The organism is Camelimonas sp. ID_303_24 (genome assembly GCF_053543495.1).
Map to the genome: position 1 here is coordinate 425795 of NZ_JBLLJM010000003.1, position 18508 is coordinate 444302.

The 18508-nt window shown below is 64.1% G+C and carries 19 protein-coding genes; 4 read left to right on the forward strand and 15 right to left on the reverse strand.

Annotated elements, in window-relative coordinates; genetic code table 11:
• The first annotated feature begins 12 nt into the window (after positions 1 to 12).
• Together ACERNI_RS04745 and ACERNI_RS04750 are read left to right on the forward strand one after the other, a co-directional pair.
• Positions 13 to 327, forward strand: coding sequence for an HPr family phosphocarrier protein (locus ACERNI_RS04745; RefSeq protein ID WP_448832098.1), 315 nt, complete (start codon positions 13 to 15; stop codon positions 325 to 327).
• Positions 328 to 601: 274 nt separating this feature from the next.
• Positions 602 to 2203 (forward strand): phosphoenolpyruvate carboxykinase, encoded by a 1602-nt coding sequence (locus ACERNI_RS04750; protein WP_448832099.1) that lies wholly within the window; start codon positions 602 to 604, stop codon positions 2201 to 2203.
• Between the two features lie 229 nt (positions 2204 to 2432).
• Here ACERNI_RS04750 and ACERNI_RS04755 read toward each other — a convergent pair whose 3' ends face one another.
• From ACERNI_RS04755 to trpS, 4 genes are all read right to left on the reverse strand, one after another.
• Positions 2433 to 2927: a GNAT family N-acetyltransferase gene (locus tag ACERNI_RS04755; protein WP_448832100.1), complete on the reverse strand. Its 495-nt coding sequence runs from the start codon at positions 2925 to 2927 to the stop codon at positions 2433 to 2435.
• 28 nt (positions 2928 to 2955) lie between these two features.
• Positions 2956 to 3639 (reverse strand): tRNA (adenosine(37)-N6)-threonylcarbamoyltransferase complex dimerization subunit type 1 TsaB, encoded by a 684-nt coding sequence (gene tsaB, locus ACERNI_RS04760; protein WP_448832101.1) that lies wholly within the window; start codon positions 3637 to 3639, stop codon positions 2956 to 2958.
• A 38-nt stretch (positions 3640 to 3677) separates the two neighbouring features.
• Positions 3678 to 4238: a NifU family protein gene (locus ACERNI_RS04765; RefSeq protein WP_448832102.1), complete on the reverse strand. Its 561-nt coding sequence runs from the start codon at positions 4236 to 4238 to the stop codon at positions 3678 to 3680.
• Between the two features lie 239 nt (positions 4239 to 4477).
• A complete protein-coding gene (gene trpS, locus ACERNI_RS04770; RefSeq protein ID WP_448832103.1) occupies positions 4478 to 5518 on the reverse strand; it encodes a tryptophan--tRNA ligase in 1041 nt (346 codons plus the stop codon).
• 425 nt (positions 5519 to 5943) lie between these two features.
• Here trpS and ACERNI_RS04775 point away from each other — a divergent pair, with 425 nt between their 5' ends.
• The gene (locus ACERNI_RS04775; RefSeq protein ID WP_448832104.1) at positions 5944 to 6945 is read left to right on the forward strand and encodes an adenosine kinase; all 1002 of its coding nucleotides are present in this window, start codon (positions 5944 to 5946) and stop codon (positions 6943 to 6945) included.
• 59 nt (positions 6946 to 7004) lie between these two features.
• On the opposite strand, the gene coaA is transcribed toward ACERNI_RS04775, so the two are convergent.
• The 10 genes from coaA to pimC all read right to left on the reverse strand — a co-directional run bounded on the left by coaA (position 7005) and on the right by pimC (position 16027).
• Entirely contained in the window at positions 7005 to 7985 is a 981-nt protein-coding gene (gene coaA, locus ACERNI_RS04780; RefSeq protein WP_448832105.1) for a type I pantothenate kinase, read from the reverse strand.
• A gap of 27 nt (positions 7986 to 8012) precedes the next feature.
• Positions 8013 to 8333, reverse strand: coding sequence for a phosphoribosyl-ATP diphosphatase (locus tag ACERNI_RS04785; RefSeq protein WP_448832173.1), 321 nt, complete (start codon positions 8331 to 8333; stop codon positions 8013 to 8015).
• A gap of 25 nt (positions 8334 to 8358) precedes the next feature.
• Positions 8359 to 9132 carry an imidazole glycerol phosphate synthase subunit HisF gene (gene hisF, locus ACERNI_RS04790; protein WP_448832106.1) on the reverse strand — a complete coding sequence of 258 codons (774 nt, stop codon included), beginning with the start codon at positions 9130 to 9132 and terminating at the stop codon, positions 8359 to 8361.
• A 4-nt stretch (positions 9133 to 9136) separates the two neighbouring features.
• Positions 9137 to 9883 (reverse strand): 1-(5-phosphoribosyl)-5-[(5-phosphoribosylamino)methylideneamino]imidazole-4-carboxamide isomerase, encoded by a 747-nt coding sequence (hisA, locus tag ACERNI_RS04795; RefSeq protein ID WP_448832107.1) that lies wholly within the window; start codon positions 9881 to 9883, stop codon positions 9137 to 9139.
• Positions 9871 to 10524, reverse strand: a complete 654-nt coding sequence (gene hisH, locus ACERNI_RS04800) for an imidazole glycerol phosphate synthase subunit HisH (protein WP_448832108.1) — start codon at positions 10522 to 10524, stop codon at positions 9871 to 9873. The genes hisA and hisH overlap by 13 nt, the downstream gene beginning before the upstream one ends.
• Positions 10521 to 11012, reverse strand: a complete 492-nt coding sequence (locus tag ACERNI_RS04805) for a DUF2628 domain-containing protein (RefSeq protein ID WP_448832109.1) — start codon at positions 11010 to 11012, stop codon at positions 10521 to 10523. Before ACERNI_RS04805 ends, hisH begins: the two co-directional genes overlap by 4 nt.
• A 169-nt stretch (positions 11013 to 11181) precedes the next feature.
• Positions 11182 to 11769 (reverse strand): imidazoleglycerol-phosphate dehydratase HisB, encoded by a 588-nt coding sequence (gene hisB / locus ACERNI_RS04810; protein WP_448832110.1) that lies wholly within the window; start codon positions 11767 to 11769, stop codon positions 11182 to 11184.
• A 223-nt stretch (positions 11770 to 11992) separates the two neighbouring features.
• Complete coding sequence (locus tag ACERNI_RS04815; RefSeq protein WP_448832111.1) at positions 11993 to 13327, reverse strand: TAXI family TRAP transporter solute-binding subunit; 1335 nt, start codon at positions 13325 to 13327, stop codon at positions 11993 to 11995.
• Positions 13328 to 13579: 252 nt separating this feature from the next.
• A complete protein-coding gene (locus tag ACERNI_RS04820) occupies positions 13580 to 14731 on the reverse strand; it encodes an acyl-CoA dehydrogenase family protein (protein WP_448832112.1) in 1152 nt (383 codons plus the stop codon).
• 99 nt (positions 14732 to 14830) lie between these two features.
• Positions 14831 to 16027 (reverse strand): pimeloyl-CoA dehydrogenase large subunit, encoded by a 1197-nt coding sequence (pimC, locus tag ACERNI_RS04825; RefSeq protein WP_448832113.1) that lies wholly within the window; start codon positions 16025 to 16027, stop codon positions 14831 to 14833.
• A gap of 504 nt (positions 16028 to 16531) precedes the next feature.
• Here pimC and ACERNI_RS04830 point away from each other — a divergent pair.
• On the forward strand, positions 16532 to 17341 hold the full coding sequence (locus ACERNI_RS04830; RefSeq protein WP_448832114.1) for a GntR family transcriptional regulator: 810 nt from the start codon (positions 16532 to 16534) through the stop codon (positions 17339 to 17341).
• An 18-nt stretch (positions 17342 to 17359) separates the two neighbouring features.
• Here the strand turns inward: ACERNI_RS04830 and ACERNI_RS04835 are convergent, their stop codons facing one another.
• Positions 17360 to 18412 carry a cyclase family protein gene (locus ACERNI_RS04835; RefSeq protein WP_448832115.1) on the reverse strand — a complete coding sequence of 351 codons (1053 nt, stop codon included), beginning with the start codon at positions 18410 to 18412 and terminating at the stop codon, positions 17360 to 17362.
• Positions 18413 to 18508: the final 96 nt, after the last annotated feature.

Genomic DNA, 18508 nt, shown 5'->3' on the forward strand with positions numbered 1-18508 from the left:
GAGGCGCGCCGCTTGGACTGCGAGCCAGATTTCCCGCCTCCCGATCTGCCGCCGGGCGCGCTGTCGCGCGAGTTGCCGATTATTAACCGCAAGGGGCTTCATGCCCGCGCGTCCGCCAAATTTGTCCAGACCGTCGACCGCTACGAAGCCGATGTCATGGTGACGCGTTGCGGAGAAACAGTGGGCGGTCGCTCGATCATGGGCCTCCTGACGCTCGCCGCCGCCAAGGGCACATCCGTTATCGTTTCGGCCAGCGGCCATGATGCGGAAGAAGCCCTGAACGCCATCGAAGCGTTGCTGGCTGACCGGTTCGGCGAGGAAGAGTAGCCAGCCTGACCTGATCTGGCCGGCATGCGCGCGAGCCCATGCGTCCAAGCGACGCGGAAGGCGCCCGCCCGCCGGGCGACGCGTCCGATGTCCCGGAAAGGGCCAGTCTCCCGGGATAACGCGCGATCCGCGCGTTTCTCACCGTTGCATTGTACTTACATTGCCACGTAGAAACCCTGACAGATTTCTGTCATAGGAACCGCACATCTGATTGACCGCTGGCGGCCGTTGCAGGCTTCTCAAGCCCCCCGGACGGCCCCAAGGAGGACGTTTCGTGGAGAACGTGGGCGTATTCAATGCAGCGCATGGCGCTGAGAGCTTCGGTTTTCGCAAGCTCAAACGGGTAAACTGGAACCTCGAAGCCCCCCGCCTGTATGAAGAAGCCCTGAAAAGGGATGAGGCGCAGCTGGTTCGGGGCGGCGCCCTGCTCGCCGAAACAGGCGTGCACACCGGCCGTTCCCCCAAGGACAAGTTTGTCGTCCGCGACGCCAACACCGAAAACGCGGTGTGGTGGGACAATAACGGCGCCATCACGCCGGCCCAGTTCGAGACGCTCCTCGCCGATTTTCTCGCCCACGCCGAAGGCAAGGAACTGTTCGCGCAGGACCTTTACGGCGGCGCCGACCCGGCCCACCGCGTGCGCGCCCGCGTCTTCACCGAGTTTGCCTGGCACTCCCTGTTCATCCGCAACCTGCTGATCCGCCCGGATCGCGGTGAGGTGAGCAGCTATGTTCCCGACATGACGATTGTCGACCTGCCATCGTTCAAGGCCGATCCGGCCCGTCATGGCGTGCGCACCGAGACCGTCATCGCCATCGACTTCACGCGCAGGATCGTGCTCATTGGCGGCACCAGCTACGCCGGTGAGATGAAGAAGTCGGTGTTCACCTACCTCAACTACGTGCTGCCGACCGTCGGCGTCATGCCGATGCACTGCTCGGCCAACGCTGGCCCTGACGGCGATGTGGCGGTGTTCTTCGGCCTTTCCGGCACCGGCAAGACCACCCTGTCGGCTGATCCGAAGCGCACCCTGATCGGCGACGACGAGCACGGCTGGTCGCCCGAAGGCGTGTTCAACTTCGAAGGCGGCTGCTACGCCAAGACCGTGCGGCTGTCGCGCGAGGCCGAGCCTGAGATCTACGCCACCACCGAGCGCTTCGGCACGGTGCTGGAGAACGTGGTCGTTGACCCGCTTACCCGCGAGCCTGACTTCGACGACACGTCGAAGACGGAAAACACCCGCTGCGCCTATCCGCTGGATTTCATTCCGAACGCCTCGGCCACCGGCCGCGCCGGCATTCCGAAGAACATCATCATGCTGACGGCCGACGCCTTCGGCGTGATGCCGCCGATCGCCCGCATGACGCCGGCCCAGGCCATGTATCACTTCCTGTCCGGCTACACCGCCAAGGTCGCCGGCACCGAGAAGGGCGTGACCGAGCCGCAGGCAACCTTCTCCACCTGCTTCGGCGCCCCATTCATGCCGCGCCATCCTTCCGAATATGGCAATCTGCTGCGTGAGCTGATCGCGAAGTACGGCGTGACCTGCTGGCTGGTGAACACCGGCTGGACGGGCGGCAAGCCTGGCGTCGGCAGCCGCATGCCGATCCGCGTCACCCGCGCCCTGCTCGGCGCCGCCCTTGACGGCTCGCTGAACAAGGTTGCGTTCCGCACCGATCAGAACTTCGGCTTCGAGGTTCCCGTCGCTGTGCCCGGCATCGACGGCGACATTCTCAACCCGGTGAAGACATGGGCCGACAAGGCGGATTTCGCCGCCACGGCGCAGCGCCTCGTCGGCATGTTCCATGACAACTTCAAGACTTTTGAGCCGCATGTGGACGCAGAAATCCGCGCGGCGGCCCCTGGCCAGAAGTAAGTCACAATGATCCCGGCAGGCGCCTTGCCCTGCCGAAGCGCCAAAATGCAGCGGCCCGCGCCAGATCTGGCGCGGGCCGTGCCTGTTTCTGCATGCCGTGTTTTTGCCCACTTGGGGGGATGACCTCGGCCCGGCGGACTGCTGCTCAGATGAACGTGACAATCCGCATATTTTTTGATCTGTCGCCCCCTCCTGACGCAAGGCTGCGCCTTGCCCTGCCGGGAGTGTCTTACAGATCCCGGCTCATCAGCGCCGCCGTGGCGCGCGAGCCGTCCGCCCTGGCGTAGTACCCCTTGCGTTCGCCCGTCCTGATGAAGCCAAAACGGTCGTACAGGCGCAGAGCCGGGACGTTGCCCTCCTCGACTTCAAGGTGCACCGTTTTGACGCCCCTTGCAGCCAGACACTGCAAGTGATGCTGCAACAGCCGGAGCGAAGCCCGGCGGCCGCGCCAGCGGTCAGCAACAGCGATGGTGAGAATCTCGGCCTCATCGAGCACGCAGCGGCTGAGCACGAACGCCACGGGAGCGCCGCCAGGCTGGCCGGCGGCAAACAGACCGTCACTCTGGATCATGTCGTCGAGAATCATCGCCGCCATGGCTTCTTCATCCCAGCCATGGGCGAAGCTGGCGGCGTGGATATGCGCCAGGGCCGCTGCGTGGGCCGGCTGCAGCCGCTGCGCCGTCAGATCCTCGCCACCACTCCAAGGCCATCGCAACACGCTCATACGGCCTCCGGAAGCCATTGACGGGATATCAGGCCCGCGGCAGCGCGCCGCCTTCCTGCGGCTTCGCGTCTGGCGCGCGCAAATAGTAAGGCTTGGGCAGCGCCGTCTCAGGGTCGGCCAATGCGCCCAATCGCGCCACCCATAGCGGATCGGGAAACAGGCCATCCGGCGCAACCGTGGCGTTGACGCCCACAGACCACGCCTCTGTCGCCAGCAAACCAGCTCCCGAGCCTGCGATCATGATATTGCCGGAACCAAGCAGACGCGCCGCCTCGCGGGCGGGCGCCAGCCGCGCCGGCACCACGACGCGGCCACCGGGCGCCACGGCCTGAATGAAAACCTGACCATGGCGAGCGTCGATGGCGGCGACGGCAACCCGATCTCCGGCGGTCGCGACAATGGGGCTCAACAGGGCCGAGAGGCTGGTGACGCCCACAACCGGAACCTTGAGGGCAAGGCCGATGGCCCTTGCGGCCGAGATGCCAATGCGAAGCCCGGTGAAGCTGCCAGGCCCGACGGTCACCACCACGCGATCAATGGCGCCAAACCCGCCCGGCGCATGGGCCATCACGCGCTCCAGCAACGGCAGCAACGCCTCGGCATGGCCACGCTCCATGACCATGGTTTCGGTCGAAATCGCCGTCGAAGCCCCACGCTCAGCCACGCATGCCGAGCAGGCGCCGAGGGCCGTATCAATCGCCAGAACGCGCAATCACATCTCCCTTCGCCGCCCGATATCCCACGGGAGGCTTATACAGCTTCCACGGCCTGAACGTCCGGCAGGAAGTGCCGGAACAGGTTCTGGATGCCGTGCTGCAGGGTGGCGGTTGACGACGGACAACCGGCGCAGGCGCCCTTCATGGACAGATAAACGGTGCCGTCGCGATAGCCGACAAAGGTGATGTCGCCGCCATCATTGGCCACAGCAGGCCGCACGCGGGTTTCCAGCAGGTCCTTGATGGTATCGACGATGCCGGCGTCCTTTTCATCAAAGAATTCTTCGCCATCATCCGCTGGCAGGGCCGCCCGGTCCGCCACCACCGGCGCGCCGGACATGAAATGTTCCATGATCGCGCCCAGCACCGCCGGCTTCAGGTGCGCCCACTCGCCGCCCGCCTTGGTGACGGTGATGAAGTCATTGCCGAAAAACACCGCCGCGACGCCGTCCACATTGAACAGCCGTTCAGCCAGCGGCGAGGCCGAGGCATCATCACGGCTACGGAAATCGAGCGTGCCATCGGCCAGCACCGTGCGACCGGGCAAAAACTTGAGCGTTGCCGGATTGGGCGTCGCTTCTGTCTGGATAAACATTGTCAACTCCTCACGCGCCGGTTCAAGGCCGGCGGGTCGGCTGGAGCGAAATCCGTCCGGACTGCCCGGAGTTTCCGCTCTGTGTTTTCGCTCCGGCGCATGCGCTGTTCGCGAAAATGCTTTCCAGGCCAGTCATGCCGGCCCTGTGACCAAATATGGCGGCGGCGCCTGGCAATGGCAACAAACAGCAGCGGCGCCGCCCTGACATGAGGGCGGAGCGTCGCTGATGTGGCGCGGGATCAGCGGGCGCGGATAAAACCCAGGATATCCTTGACGTCGCGCATGGTCTGGTCGGCCAGAACGCGGGCCCGGTCGGCGCCATCGACCAGCACGGAATCAATGTAGTCCGCATCCGCCACCAGGCGCTGCATCTCGGAACCGATTGGTCCCAGATGCGATACGGAGAGATCGACCAGAGCGCTCTTGAAGATCGAGAACTGCGAACCGCCGAATTCGGACAGGACGTCAGCTTTGGCGCGGCCGGACAGCGCCGCGTAGATGCCGACCAGATTGTCCGCCTCGGGGCGATTGGCAAGGCCCGCCTCCTCGGAGGGCAACGGCTCGGCGTCGGTCTTGGCCTTGCGCACCTTCTGGGCGATGGCGTCCGGACCGTCGGTGAGGTTGATGCGCGAATAATCGGACGGGTCCGACTTGGACATTTTCTTCGCGCCGTCGCGCAGGCTCATAACGCGGCGGGCAGGCCCCTGGATCAGCGGTTCGGCCAGCGGGAAATAGGTCTCGCCGAAGCCATTGCGCGCGATCGATTCGGCGAAGTCATTGTTGAACTTCTGGGCGATGTCGCGGGTCAGCTCCAGATGCTGCTTCTGGTCCTCGCCCACCGGCACATGGGTGGCGCGATAGACGAGAATGTCGGCGGCCATCAGGTCCGGATAGGTGAACAGGCCAACGGAGGCGTTCTCCCGGTCCTTGCCCGCCTTCTCCTTGAACTGGGTCATGCGGTTGAGCCACCCCATGCGGGCGACGCAATTGAACACCCACGCCAGTTCAGCATGGCCGCTAACCTGGCTCTGGTTGAAAACGATGTGCCGCTTCGGGTCGATGCCGCAGGCCAGAAAGGCGGCGGTGACCTCGCGAATCTGGCGCGTCAGTTCCTGCGGCTTCTGCGGGACGGTGATCGCATGCATGTCCACCACGCAATAGATGCACTCGTACTGGTCCTGGAGCCCGACAAAGCGCTGGATGGCGCCGAGATAATTGCCGAGGTGCAGATTGCCCGTGGGTTGCACGCCTGAGAACACGCGCTGGCCGATTGTCGCCATACTGCTTCACCATCACCCGGTGGTTGACGTCAGGTGCGATCCGCGTCGCCCGGGCGGCGGCGCCGGAACGGACGTAAATCACATGTCGGAAGATCGGGCATGCTCCTGGCAGATGCACAGCGCCAACCGGATCGGGAAGCGCCCCGCGTGAACATGCGTCGCAAGGGCGCGTTATGACGCCGGGCACGCCTTCACGCAAGCGCAACGGGATTCAGGCGCCGATCAAGGGCCGTTGCGTCTCCCGGTCTGGCCCAAATCCGGGCGAGCAGGATGTCTCGCGTTCTGGTATCAGGTGCTGACCGTTATTCCGGGGCTGTCCCAAAGCCGTTGCCCTGTTTCATTGAAGCAGGACAGCGCTCCAGCAGCATTCCGGCCAACCGCCCGCCAGAACGCCTGCATCCTGGCGCATCCATCAGGAGATCTCCATGTCCGCAAAACGGCACGATGTGCTTGGCATCGGCAATGCGCTCGTCGACATTCTGGCGCGCGCCGATGAGGCCTTCCTTGGCCGGCATCACATCGCCAAGGGCGCCATGCAACTCGTGGACGAAGCCCGCGCCGACGCCCTGTATGCGGCCATGGGTCCCACCACCACGGTGTCAGGCGGCTCGGCTTCCAACACCATCGCCGGCATCGCCGCCCTTGGCGGCCGCGGCGCCCTGATCGCCCGGGTGCGTCAGGACGATCTCGGGGCAGCCTTTGCCCATGATCTGCGCGCCATGGGCGTCGCCTTTCCAACGGCGCCAGCTGGTGATGGACCAGGCACCGGGCGCTGCTTCGTGCTGGTGACGCCGGATGGCGAACGCAGCATGAGCACCTATCTGGGCGCCGGCCAGAACCTCAGCCCGGCCGATCTGGACGAGGCGATGATCGCCGCATCAGACATCATCTATCTCGAAGGTTATCTCTGGGACCCGCCGCAGGCCAAGGCGGCGTTCCTGCGCGCTGCTGAAGTGGCGCACGCCAACGGCGGACGCGTCGCTTTGACCCTGTCGGACGCATTCTGCGTCGATCGCTATCGTGACGAATTCAACGACCTCATCGACCGCAAGGTGGTCGATATCGTTTTCGCCAATGCCCATGAGCTGATCAGCCTGTATCAGACGGCGGATTTCGACACGGCGCTGGCCGAGCTGGCGCAACGCGACGTGCTGGGCGTGGTCACCCGCTCGGAAAAGGGCTGCATTATTCTGAACGGCGGCGAGCGCATCGCCGTGCCTGCCGCGCCAATCGAGACGCTTGTCGACACCACCGGCGCCGGCGATCTGTTCGCCGCGGGCTTCCTGTTCGGTCTCGCCCGCAATTTGCCGCTTGAGACCTGCGGACAGCTCGGCGCCATCGCCGCCGCCGAGGTCATCCAGCACATGGGCGCGCGACCTGTGGCTGATCTCAGGCAGCTGGTCGCGCAATCGGGTCTGAAGCTCTGAAAAAATCGGGGCGGTTCAGGCCGCCCCGTTTGCTGCAGCGAAAAGCTGTGGCGGACAACTTACAGCCGGCGCAGCGACACTTCCTCGATCAGATGGCTGCCGCCCTTGCGCAGCACCAGATCGGCGCGCCGGCGGGTTGGCAGGACGTTCTCGCGCAAATTGGTCAGATTGATGCGGCTCCACAGCCGCTCGGCCATCTGCAACGCCTCACCCTCAGTCACGCTGGCGTATTTGCGGAAATAGGACTGGGGATCGCGGAACGCCGTTTCACGCAGCCGCATGAAGCGCGTCACATACCATTCGTGCAGCAGGTCCTCGTCCGCATCCAGATAAATGGAAAAGTCGAAGAAATCCGACACGAACGGAATATCGCTGCCATCCTTCGGCAGACGCGCCGGCTGCAGAACATTCAGCCCCTCGACGATGAGGATGTCCGGCTGGTCGACATAGACATGCTCGCCAGGCACCACGTCATAAACGAGGTGGGAGTAGACTGGCCCCGCGACATTGCGCTTGCCGGACTTGATGTCGGAGAGGAAATGCAGGAGCTGCTGCGTGTCATAGCTCTCCGGAAAGCCCTTGCGCTCCATCAATCCCTGACGCTCCAGTTCGGCGTTGGGATACAGGAAGCCGTCAGTCGTCACGAGCGCCACCTTGGGCGTATTGGGCCAGCGCGCCAGCAAGGCCTGCAGGATGCGGGCCGTCGTCGATTTGCCCACGGCGACCGAACCGGCGATGCCAATGATATAGGGCGCCTTTGTTTCCTGCTCGGCCAGCAGGAACCGTTGCGTCGCCTTGAACAGACCCTGCGTCGCCGCGACATACAAGGACAGCAAACGCGATAAAGGCAGATAGATCGCGATGACCTCTTCGAGCGAAATCGGGTCATTGAGCGACTGCAGCTTCATGACTTCATCGCCGGTCAGCGTTAACGGCGTATCGGCGCGCAACCTCGCCCATTCCGCCCGGGTGAATTCGCGGAACGGAGAGACGGAGCGCTCGATCAGCTCAAGCGGCATGGCGAAATCTGCTGGCGTCATTATCGTTCCTGTCTCCCGCCGCGTTGTTCAGGTCTGGCGGGACGCCTTCTCCTGCAATCCGGACTGACCCGTCCGGCGTTGCAGTTCCTCCATCACAGCGCTGAGCGGAATATCGGCGCCACGCAACACCACCAGCAGGTGGTAGAGAACATCGGCCGCTTCGCCCGTCAGATTTTCCCTGTCGCGCGCCACGGCGGCGAGAGCGGCTTCCACCCCCTCTTCCCCCAGCTTCTTTGCAGCTTTCATGGGGCCATCGGCAAGCAGTTTCGCTGTGTACGACGTCTCTGGACTGGCGGCGGCGCGCGTCGCCACGATGGCTTCAAGATCCTCAAGCGTGAATTTGCCCATCAATTCACCCATGTGTTTGCCCATGTCAGACCATCCGCACCGGTATGCCGGCGGCGGCCATATGTGCTTTGGCCTGGCTGACCGTGTAGGTCCCAAAATGAAAAATCGACGCGGCCAGCACAGCGCTGACCCCGCCTTCCGTCACGCCATTGACCAGATCGTCCAGCGAGCCAACGCCGCCAGAAGCAATCACTGGCGCGCTGACAGCACTGGAAATCGCTTTCATCAGCGGCAGATCGTAACCGGCGCGGGTGCCGTCGCGATCCATCGAGGTGACCAGCAGTTCGCCAGCGCCCAGCGAAACAACTTCACGGGCAAAATCAATGGCGTCGATGCCGGTTTCACGTCGGCCGCCGTGGGTAAAGATCTCCCAGCGCGGCGGCGCGCCATCGGGCGACACCCGTTTGGCGTCGATGGCCACGACGATGCACTGGTCGCCAAATTTCTCCGCCGCTTCACGAACAAACTGGCGGTTGTTCACCGCCGCGGTGTTGATCGACACCTTGTCGGCGCCAGCCAGCAACAGCCTGCGGATATCCTCGACAGTGCGCACACCGCCGCCGACGGTCAGGGGCGTAAAACAGGCCTCCGCCGTGCGCTGCACCACGTCCAGCAAGGTGCTGCGGGCTTCGTGACTGGCGGTGATGTCCAGGAAGCAGAGTTCGTCAGCGCCCGCCGCGTCATAGGCGCGCGCCGCTTCAACCGGATCGCCGGCGTCGACCAGATCGACGAACTTGACGCCCTTGACGACCCGCCCGTCCTTCACGTCGAGGCAAGGGATGATGCGAACCTTCAACATCGGCTCAACGTCCCGCGTTCTTCAGCAACGCCAGCGCTTCCGCCGGGTCGAGACGGCCGTCATACAGGGCGCGGCCGGAAATCGCGCCCTCCAGAATCGCGCAATCGGGTTGCGTCAGGCGCTGGACGTCGGCGATGGACGCCAGCCCCCCGGAGGCAATCACCGGAATCGATACGGCGCGGGCCAAAGCAAGCGTCGACTCGATATTGAGACCTCCCATGGCCCCGTCGCGGCTGATGTCGGTGAAGATGATGGCAGCGACGCCCGCGTCCTCAAACTTCTTGCCAAGCTCTTCCGCGCCGATCTCCGACAGGCTGGCCCAGCCCTCGACGGCCACGCGGCCATCGCGCGCGTCGATACCGACGGCGATGCGGCCCGGATGCAGCCGCGCCGCCTCACGCACGAACGCCGGGTCGCGCACCGCGGCAGTGCCGATGATGACGCGCGACACGCCGCGCGACAGCCAGCCATCAACGGTGCGCATGTCGCGGATGCCGCCGCCGAGTTGCACGGACATGCCAGGGGTGCGGGCGAGGATCGATTCAACCGCATCCGCATTAACCGGCCGACCGGCGAAGGCGCCGTCCAGATCGACGATATGGAGCCATTCGAAGCCCTGACTGCGGAACGCGTCTGCCTGGGCTCCCGGATCATCGTTGAACACGGTGGCCTGATTCATGTCGCCATGAACCAGACGGACGCACTGGCCTTCCTTGAGGTCGATTGCGGGGAACAGGATCACGGACGCCACCTGATGAAATTGGAAAGCAGCGCAAGGCCGAAGCCCTGGCTTTTCTCGGGGTGAAACTGACTGCCGGCCACATTGTCCCGGGCGACGAAAGCGGTGATCGGTCCACCGTAGTCGGTCGTGGCGACAACGTCTTCGGACCGGGCCGCAGTCAGTGCATAGGAATGGACAAAATACGCATCGCGGCTGCGATCGGAACCCAGCAGATTATCCAGCAGCGGATGGGGGCGGACCAGGGTGAGATCATTCCAGCCCATGTGGGGAATTTTCAGCGCCGGATCCGCCGGACGGATCGGCGCCACATCGCCGCCTATCCAGTCGAGACCAGCCGTGGTCTCATATTCCAGGCCGCGCGAGGCCAGCAGTTGCATGCCGACGCAGATGCCAAAGAAGGGTCGGCCCTTCTCCCGCACCAGTTCGGTCAGCGCCCCGGTCAAACCAGGAACCGCATCGAGACCGCGACGGCAATCGGCGAAGGCGCCGACGCCCGGCAACACCACGCGATCGGCCTTCAGCACTTCCCCAGGGTCGGACGACAGCCGGACGGTGACTTCGCCAGCGACGTCATTGCCAGCGCGCTCCAGGGCCTTGCAGGCGGAGTGCAGATTGCCCGAGCCATAATCAACGACAACAACGGTATTCAACGACCGCCCTCCGGCTCGGGGAACAAACCTACAATACCCGCCATGGCGCGACGCTCCGGCTGCATGGCAGGCGCGGCGACAATGGTCGGGGAAACGTCCGCCGACTGTGACAACCACCGCCTGAACATCAGATTCTCCGCTTCCGCTCCATTGCGGGCGACAACGGCGTCCGCCAGGCGATAGCCCCTGCCCCGCAAGGATCGCGCGCGCAGGGCCCCGGCCTCAAGCCCAATGAACAGGCGTACCGCCAGCAGGACCATCAGAACGACGCCTGATCCAACAGGGGTATAGTGGGCCAGCGCCAGCACCACCGGCGTGATGAGCAGGGCGAGGAGCGCCGCCAGCCACAGCCGGAAATAGAGAAACCACAGCGTCGGCGCGAGAAACGCCAGCCAGCTGAATGCATCCCTGACCACCACCGCATTCTCGAGCGCCCCGGCATCTCCGGGCATCGCGCCTTGCGGCGCAAACAACAGAAACGACTTCATGTCAGGTCACCCATGGCGCACAGGCGCAAATCCCTGGCTTCGGCAGATCCCGGGAGCGCTCCCTTCCAGACCTGAAGCGGCAACGGTCCATGGACGCATATCGCCTGCCCAGCCTGAAAAATACCCCAGGCGTCTCACGAAATGGAATTTCCGCCCGCGCGGCGGCGCGTCAGAGGGCGCCCTTGGTGGACGGAATCCGGTCGCCTTCGCGGGCGTCGATCGCCACGGCCTTGCGCAGGGCGCGGCCGAGCCCCTTGAAGCAGCTCTCGGCGATATGGTGGCTGTTGAGACCGTAGAATGTCTCGACATGCAGCGTGAGTCCGGCATTCATGGCGAAAGCCTGAAAAAACTCCCTCACCAGTTCGGTATCGAAGGTTCCGATCTTCCCGGCAGGGAATTCCGTGCGGAACACCAGGAACGGGCGACCGGAAATGTCGACGCAGACGCGGGACAGGGTTTCGTCCATGGGAACGTGGGCGTCGGCGTAACGCACGACGCCGCGCTTGTCGCCCAACGCCTTGCGGAAGGCTTCGCCAAGCGCAATGCCGCAATCTTCCACGGTGTGATGGTCATCGACGTGCAGGTCGCCGTCCGCGTGAACCCTGACGTCAAACAGGCCATGACGGGCAAACAGGTCCAGCATGTGATCGAAGAACCCAACGCCAGTGGCGACGTCGGCCTTGCCATCCCCGTCCAGATTGATGGAAACGGAGATTTTGGTCTCGTTGGTCGATCGCGCAACTTCGCCCGCACGCATGGAGCGTTCTCCTGTCCCGTAGCCTGCGCATTATTCAGCGGCTACCCAATGACTGATACCCAGGCCCGACGAGTCCGACCCAGCGGGTTTGGGTGAAGCCCAAGCGACGCTTGTGCTTTTCTGGTTACGGATGCGTCAGCATCTTCGTGACCTGGTATGGCCGGCGAAATGACAGGGCCATTGCAGCCGGTTCAGGTTCGTTTGACGCATAAACCGCCGCCGATCAACTGCCAGACGCCTGCGCCGGCTGGAATCGGTCACCGGCTCCTCCGGTCCGGGTGGTTGAAAAGCGGGCGCGAGCATCCGTGATCTGGGTGCGCCACCAGTCAAACGCCAGGTTGATGGCGGCGAGATCGTCGGCGGACAGTTCGCAATTGGCGGCGCGCTCGAACACCGACGCCAGCAGGTGCTCGACCCGGGCCTCCGCCTGATCCAGTTGCGGCAGGGACGTGGCGGTCGCCAGGCTTGAGCCGATATCCCTGAGCTCGCCCAGCACCTGCATCAGACGGCGACGGCGGCCCAGTGCAAACCGCGCGGCGATAGCGGTGGCGACGGAGGCGACGCCGCCAATCACAAACAGGCCGAGATAGAGCACGTCGCTGTAGCGCTCGAGCAGGCCGGTGCTTTCACCATCCCGAAAAGCCCGGGCGCCCTGATGCACCAGCACCGGCGAATCTTCCGGGTCCGGAACTTCATAGTGGTCATAGCCCGGCGCGGCGCGGCGAATGGCGGAGCGAACGGACAAAAACTGCTGCAACAGCAGTGAAACCTTGCCTTCATCCAGGTCCGCCCGGGCCATCATCCGCACCGGAGCGGCCACGGTGTCCTTCTTTTTCGCGGGCAGCGGCGGGCTACCGCGAAAAATGCCGGCGGGGATGGACACCGTTTCCAGATCACCGACGCGTTGCGCCAGAGCCTCGGCCTCCGCCATATCGATAATGGCAATGCCGCCGGGATTGCCTTCAGCTATGCGGCGCACGCTGGCGGCAACGGCCGGCGCGGTTACCGAACCAAGCAATGCAAACGCGTCAAACCGGCGGGACGACAGGGCCTCGGCCAGATCCGCCGGCTGAATGACAGCGCTCTTCTGCGAGGCGCCCACCAGGCCGTAGTAATCGAAGAGCGCATTCAGGCGGTTGCCGGGCTCAGGGCCGCCGAACGCCAGAATGCCGATGCGTTTGCCAGCCAGAGCGCTGACATCGGTGACGTCGTCCACACCGCGGGCGACAATGACCAGGGCTTCGCGGCGGAGCACAAGCACGGCCTCGGCGGCGGTGACGGCAATATTGTCCGAGCGCGCCACGCCCAGATCAATGGAGCCGGCGTTCAGCGCCGTCGCCACCTCGGCCGCGTTGCGCAACACCACCGTTTTCAGGCGGATTTCTTTCTTGCGTTCGCGGAACGCCTGATCAGCGATCTGCATGACATGCCGGCTGATGGCGTCGTCCGCCGTCACGCCAACCCGCAACTGCGTCGGCTGGATAGCGATGTAGATGACGCCGCTGATGGCGGCGACGCAAAACAACAGAGCCGCCAGAAGCATACGGACGTCAGTCATGGCGCGCTACCAGCCCGGACAATTGCTGCAGGGAAACGATCAGGAGGTTGCCGCCAGAAGGCGGGGAATTCATGGCGGCGCGACGGGTCATGCAGATGACGCCGCATTCGCGGCCCGCAATTCCGGAAAGCGGCTGGGCGGCGCCAGGGCGCATGAAGAAACCAGGCTCACCGGATTTCGGACGCCAGAATGGAAAACCCGGCCTGCCGGAGCGACAGGCCGGGTTTCAGAATGTCGACGTTACCGCCGGTTTCAGGCGGCCGGAAGCAGACCGCCGAGGTCTGACAGGATGCCGAGATGATGGTCGGCGTCGCCGAACATGGCGTCGATCATGGTGAGGCGCTTGAAGTAATGGCCGATGGCGAACTCGATGGTGACGCCCACGCCGCCATGAAGCTGCACGCCATTCTTGCCGACGACGCGGCCTGAGCGGCCAACCTGGACGCGGGTGGCGGCCATGGCGCGGGCGCGTTCGTTCGCATCCTCCTCCTGGGCCATCATCGTGGCGTACATGGCCATGCTGCGCGCCTGCTCAAGCGCGGTGAACATGTCAACGGCCTGATGCTGCAGCGACTGGAAGTTGCCAATCGCCTGACCAAACTGGTTGCGCGTCTTGATGTACTCAACCGTCAGTTCGAGCGCCCGCTGCATGGCGCCAACCGCTTCCGCCGACGTCGCGGCGACAGCCTCGTCATAGACGCGGCGGATAACGGCAAGGCCGTTGTCCTCACCGCCAAGCAGGGCGTCTGCGCCAACGCGGACATTGGCCAGATCGATATCAGCGGCGCGCAGGCCATCCTGAGTGGCGTAACCACGGCGGGTCAGCCCGCTGGCGTCCGCAGGCACGAGGAACAGCGCGACGCCCTTCTCCGCGGTCTGCTCGCCGGAGACGCGGGCGCTGACCACCAGCAGGTCTGCGCTGTCGCCATGCAGGATGCCGGACTTGGTTCCGTTGAGCACCCAGCCGTCGCCATCACGCTTCGCCGTCGCCGCGACATTGGCGAGGTTATAGCGGGCCTGAGGTTCGGCGTGTGCAAGAGCAAGCCTGAGGCTGCCCTCGGCAATCTGCGGGATGAATTTCTGCTTCTGCGCCGCGCTGCCGGCGCGCCGCAAGGCGCCGCCACCCAGCACGACCGTCGCCAGATAGGGCTCAAGCACAAGGGCGCGGCCAAGCGCTTCCATGACGATCATGGTATCGACGGCGCCACCACCAAAACCGCCGTCTTCTTCCGCGAATGGCAGGCCGAGAATGCCAAGTTCAGCGTATTGCGCCCAGAGCGCGTCGCTGTGGCCCTTCGGCTCGGCGCCATAACGCTTGCGCGATTCGAAATCGTACTTGTCGGCGACCAGACGGTCGACGCTGTCCTTCAGCAGGCGCTGCTCTTCGCTGAGGTCAAAATCCATGACTGACTATTCCTTCGCCGGCTCAACAGCGCCTTCGCGCCGGAGCCTGAATAACGGAAGCCCCCCGGCCACGAAGGGCCGGGAAGCGGAGCCTGCCTCTCAGAGGCCCAGCACCTGCTTGCTGATGATGTTCTTCTGGATCTCGTTCGAGCCGCCGTAGATGGAGACCTTGCGATAATTGAAGAAGTTGGGCGCCGAGGTCAGGGCCCATTCCGGCGCCGCCGCCGGTTCGTTGCGGCCATCCGCGCCATGAGGCTGGTAGGCAAGGGCTTCCGGGCCAGCCAGCTCGACCATCATCTCGGTCAGCGTCTGCTGGATTTCCGAGCCTTTGATCTTGAGAATCGACGAGGCCGGGTCGGGCTTGCCATCGAGGTTCGCCATATTGGCGACCACGCGCATCTGGGTCATTTCCAGCGCCTTCAGCTCCACCTCAACGGCGGCGAGCTTTTCGCGGAAACGGGCGTTTTCGATCATCGGCGGGTTGCCGTGGCGGGATTCAGACGCAAGCAGCTTGATGCGGCGCACGCGCTCCTTGGAGGCGCCGACGCGGGCGATGCCGACGCGTTCGTTGCCAAGCAGGAACTTGGCGTAGTCCCAACCGCGATTTTCTTCGCCAACGAGATTTTCGGCTGGCACGCGCACATCGTCAAAGAAGACTTCGTTGACCTCGTGGCCACCCTCGATGGTGATGATGGGGCGCACGGTGATGCCCGGCGTCTTCATGTCGATCAGCAGAAAGCTGATGCCGCGCTGGGGCTTGGCCGACGGATCGGTGCGGACAAGGCAGAAGATCCAGTCAGCGTGCTGGGCGAGGGTCGTCCAGGTTTTCTGGCCATTGACCACATAGACATCGCCGTCGCGGCGCGCCGAGGTCTTCAGCGAGGCGAGGTCGGAGCCGGAACCAGGCTCGGAGAAACCCTGACACCACCAGTCGTCAAGATTGGCCATGCGCGGCAGGAAGTGCTTCTTCTGCTTCTCCGAGCCAAACTGGATGATGACCGGGCCACACATGCTCGCGTTGAAGGCCAGCGGCTCAGGCGCGGGGGCCGCCATCAGCTCTTCGCGGAAGATGTACTGGCGCACCGGGTCCCAACCCGTGCCGCCCCACTCAACCGGCCAGTGCGGAACAGCCCAACCCTTTTTGTTCAGGGTGCGCTGCCACGCCACCTGCTCGTCCTTGCTGACGTGATGGCCAGCGCGAAGCTTGGCGCGCAGCTGTTCCGGCAGAGCCGTCCGGAAAAACGCCCGCACTTCCTCGCGGAAGGCCTGTTCTTCGGGGGTAAAGCTCAGATCCATCCTCTTGTCCTTCCCGTGCGCCATGTCGCCGCATGCCTCAAGTGCAACGGCAATCTGTTTCTGCATCCCTTGTGGCTCACGCCAGAAGAGCATTCCGTTGCGGGAGTTTGTCCGCGGCGAACCGCAGGTTCAGCCCGTCAAACACCTTTTCCGCCCATATTTCATCACGCCCGACTAACACCGCTGCGCTTCTCTCCCTGTGTGACGCGAGAGAGCCCAGGTTGCCCTGCCGTCCCGGAGAACATCCCCGGACGGCCGGGACGCCTTTTCGACAGGCGGCGGCGGGCGGAATTGCCGTCGCGCACCGTGAATGAGGCGCGCGGGCCAGTGTTAAGCGGCGGTTTGCATCATGCCAAGTAGCAATTCCGCCTGGTTGCCTTTCGGGGCTAGCGCGCGCAATTTTCCAGATCGGCGGCTTCGTCGCGCCTGATGGCGGCGGCCTTCAATTATTGTAACAGCTTATAAAATTCTTCATTGCTTGCAGCTTCCCGCTGACCAGGGCTTGTGCTGGCGGCGGTGGCGGTGCATGTAGCGCCCACACCCGCTTCGCATCGCATATATGAAATGACATCCCGCCCACCGGGCGGGAGAAAAGCCATGATGTCCGCACTCCAAAAGCAGTCCGATGAACCCTTGGCCCGGGAAAGCCTGAGCAACCAGGCGTATTTCCGTCTGCGCCGCGACATCATGAGCGGCCGGTTCTCACCAGGCGAAAAACTGAAGCTCCGCGATATCGCGGCGGAACTCGGCGTCAGCCCGACGCCGGTGCGCGAGGCGCTGGCGCGGCTCGTCGCCGATATGGCGGTGGCCCAGCTTGACCACCGCTCGGTGCGCATCCCGCATATTGATCCGGAGCGGTTCAGCGAGATCTGCGTGTTGCGCACGGATATAGAGGGCCGCTGCGCTGCGCGCGCCGCAGAAATCGCCTCCGAGGACCAGGTGGCGGAGCTGGAAGCGATCCATGACCGCATGATCGCGCTGAAAAAAGCGCGCGACTTCAAAGAATCTTTTGCGGAGAACCAACGCTTTCACGCCGCGTTCTGCGCCATCGCCGACATGCCGCTGCACTATCGCATTGCAGAAACCCTGTGGTTGCAGATCGGCCCTCTGATGAACGCGCTGCTGGTTCACCGCCCGACGACCCTGCCCCGCCGCCATCCGCACCACACGCTGCTTGACGGACTGCGGCAGAAAAACCCCGAACTGGCGCGGCAGGGCGCGGAAGAGGACATCCGCATCAATGCCGAGCCAATGCTGGCTTATCTGCGCAACCCGGACGGCGCGGCGTCAGGGACGGTGGTTTCAACCGGCTGACGCAACCTCAGGGCGGGATCAGACCGTCGCGACCGGCGTCGTCGGCGAACCGACGGCTCCGGTCAGTCGCAAGGGCGGCGCGGTCAGCATGCAACGGTTACGGCCATGTTCGCGCAGCCAGCTGGCCAGCGGCGTCAGATGCCATAGCTCGCCCAGATGCACGCCGAGCTTGAACAGACAATGCTCGTGCAAGGGCAACTGCGCGCAGCAATCGCCCCCTGGACGCGCCGGATAGGCCTCCACGGAATAATTATCGGCGATCAGCGCAGCCAGACCGCTGTCCGTAATCCATTGCAGCAGACGTTGGTCGCGGCCATCGAGCAGGGCGCAGGCATTTTCGACGGCGAAATGGGTTGGCGCCCCGCCAAGCTCCAGCAGAAACTCGGCGAAACCTGTATGCAGGCAGACCATATCGCCGGTTTCAATCTCGACCCCATCCTTCTCAAGGATCGCCATCAGCTGGTCATAACCGATAATCTCGCGCGCCCGGCCGACATGGGCGTGCAGATCGATCATCACGGCGCGGCCCTGCATGCCCTTCACCGCCATGTTCTCGACCCCAAGGCGTCGGGCTCCGGACGTGCTGGGCCCGTATCCTTCTGGCGCGCCAGCGTCCGCCAGATCCCTGGGGCCGACCACGTCTTCCCCGGCGCGAAAGCCGTTATAATACAAAGGCTTCGGCACGCCGTCGCCATCGGCGTCGAACATGGAGCCGACGTGAGCGAAACTGTCCCATTGGGTCGAATATTGCAGGTGCAAAAGCACCAGATCGTCGCACAACACGTCGGTGGCTCCAGCGTGATCGCGACCCAGCTGGTAGTTCATGTTGACGGCGTCGCCGCGCCGCGTCGGCCGCAGCACGGGTGGGAAGCGGCGCGGATTCAGCACATTGCCACCCGGATATTCCAGCGGCAGACTCAAGCAGAATGACAGGCCTTCGCGAATTTCCGCCGCACCCTGCCTCACCTTTTCCGGCGTGATCAGGTTCAGCCGTCCCAGCTGATCGTCCGGCCCGAAGTCACCCCAGGTGGAGCCTTCAGGCCGCTGCTTCCAGCGGCTGGATTGCGTCATGACGTTTCTCTCCCGGATTTTTTATGTTTCACGCGAAACACCGTCCAGGAGAAACCGTTCGTAACGGCGGTCCCGCGACGAGCGACGCGTTGATGC

Bases quoted from the DNA above. Each gene is read 5' to 3' on its own strand.
- coaA (WP_448832105.1), bottom strand. From the start codon at position 7,985: ATGACGCCAGCAGATTTCGCCATGCCGCTTGAGCTGATCGAGCGCTCC.
- ACERNI_RS04815 (WP_448832111.1), bottom strand. From the start codon at position 13,327: ATGACTGACGTCCGTATGCTTCTGGCGGCTCTGTTGTTTTGCGTCGCC.
- ACERNI_RS04775 (WP_448832104.1), top strand. From the start codon at position 5,944: ATGTCCGCAAAACGGCACGATGTGCTTGGCATCGGCAATGCGCTCGTC.
- ACERNI_RS04805 (WP_448832109.1), bottom strand. From the start codon at position 11,012: ATGAAGTCGTTTCTGTTGTTTGCGCCGCAAGGCGCGATGCCCGGAGAT.
- ACERNI_RS04785 (WP_448832173.1), bottom strand. From the start codon at position 8,333: ATGGGCAAATTCACGCTTGAGGATCTTGAAGCCATCGTGGCGACGCGC.
- ACERNI_RS04765 (WP_448832102.1), bottom strand. From the start codon at position 4,238: ATGTTTATCCAGACAGAAGCGACGCCCAATCCGGCAACGCTCAAGTTT.
- hisB (WP_448832110.1), bottom strand. From the start codon at position 11,769: ATGCGTGCGGGCGAAGTTGCGCGATCGACCAACGAGACCAAAATCTCC.
- hisF (WP_448832106.1), bottom strand. From the start codon at position 9,132: ATGTTGAAGGTTCGCATCATCCCTTGCCTCGACGTGAAGGACGGGCGG.
- pimC (WP_448832113.1), bottom strand. From the start codon at position 16,027: ATGGATCTGAGCTTTACCCCCGAAGAACAGGCCTTCCGCGAGGAAGTG.
- trpS (WP_448832103.1), bottom strand. From the start codon at position 5,518: ATGGCGACAATCGGCCAGCGCGTGTTCTCAGGCGTGCAACCCACGGGC.
- ACERNI_RS04820 (WP_448832112.1), bottom strand. From the start codon at position 14,731: ATGGATTTTGACCTCAGCGAAGAGCAGCGCCTGCTGAAGGACAGCGTC.
- ACERNI_RS04755 (WP_448832100.1), bottom strand. From the start codon at position 2,927: ATGAGCGTGTTGCGATGGCCTTGGAGTGGTGGCGAGGATCTGACGGCG.
- ACERNI_RS04835 (WP_448832115.1), bottom strand. From the start codon at position 18,412: ATGACGCAATCCAGCCGCTGGAAGCAGCGGCCTGAAGGCTCCACCTGG.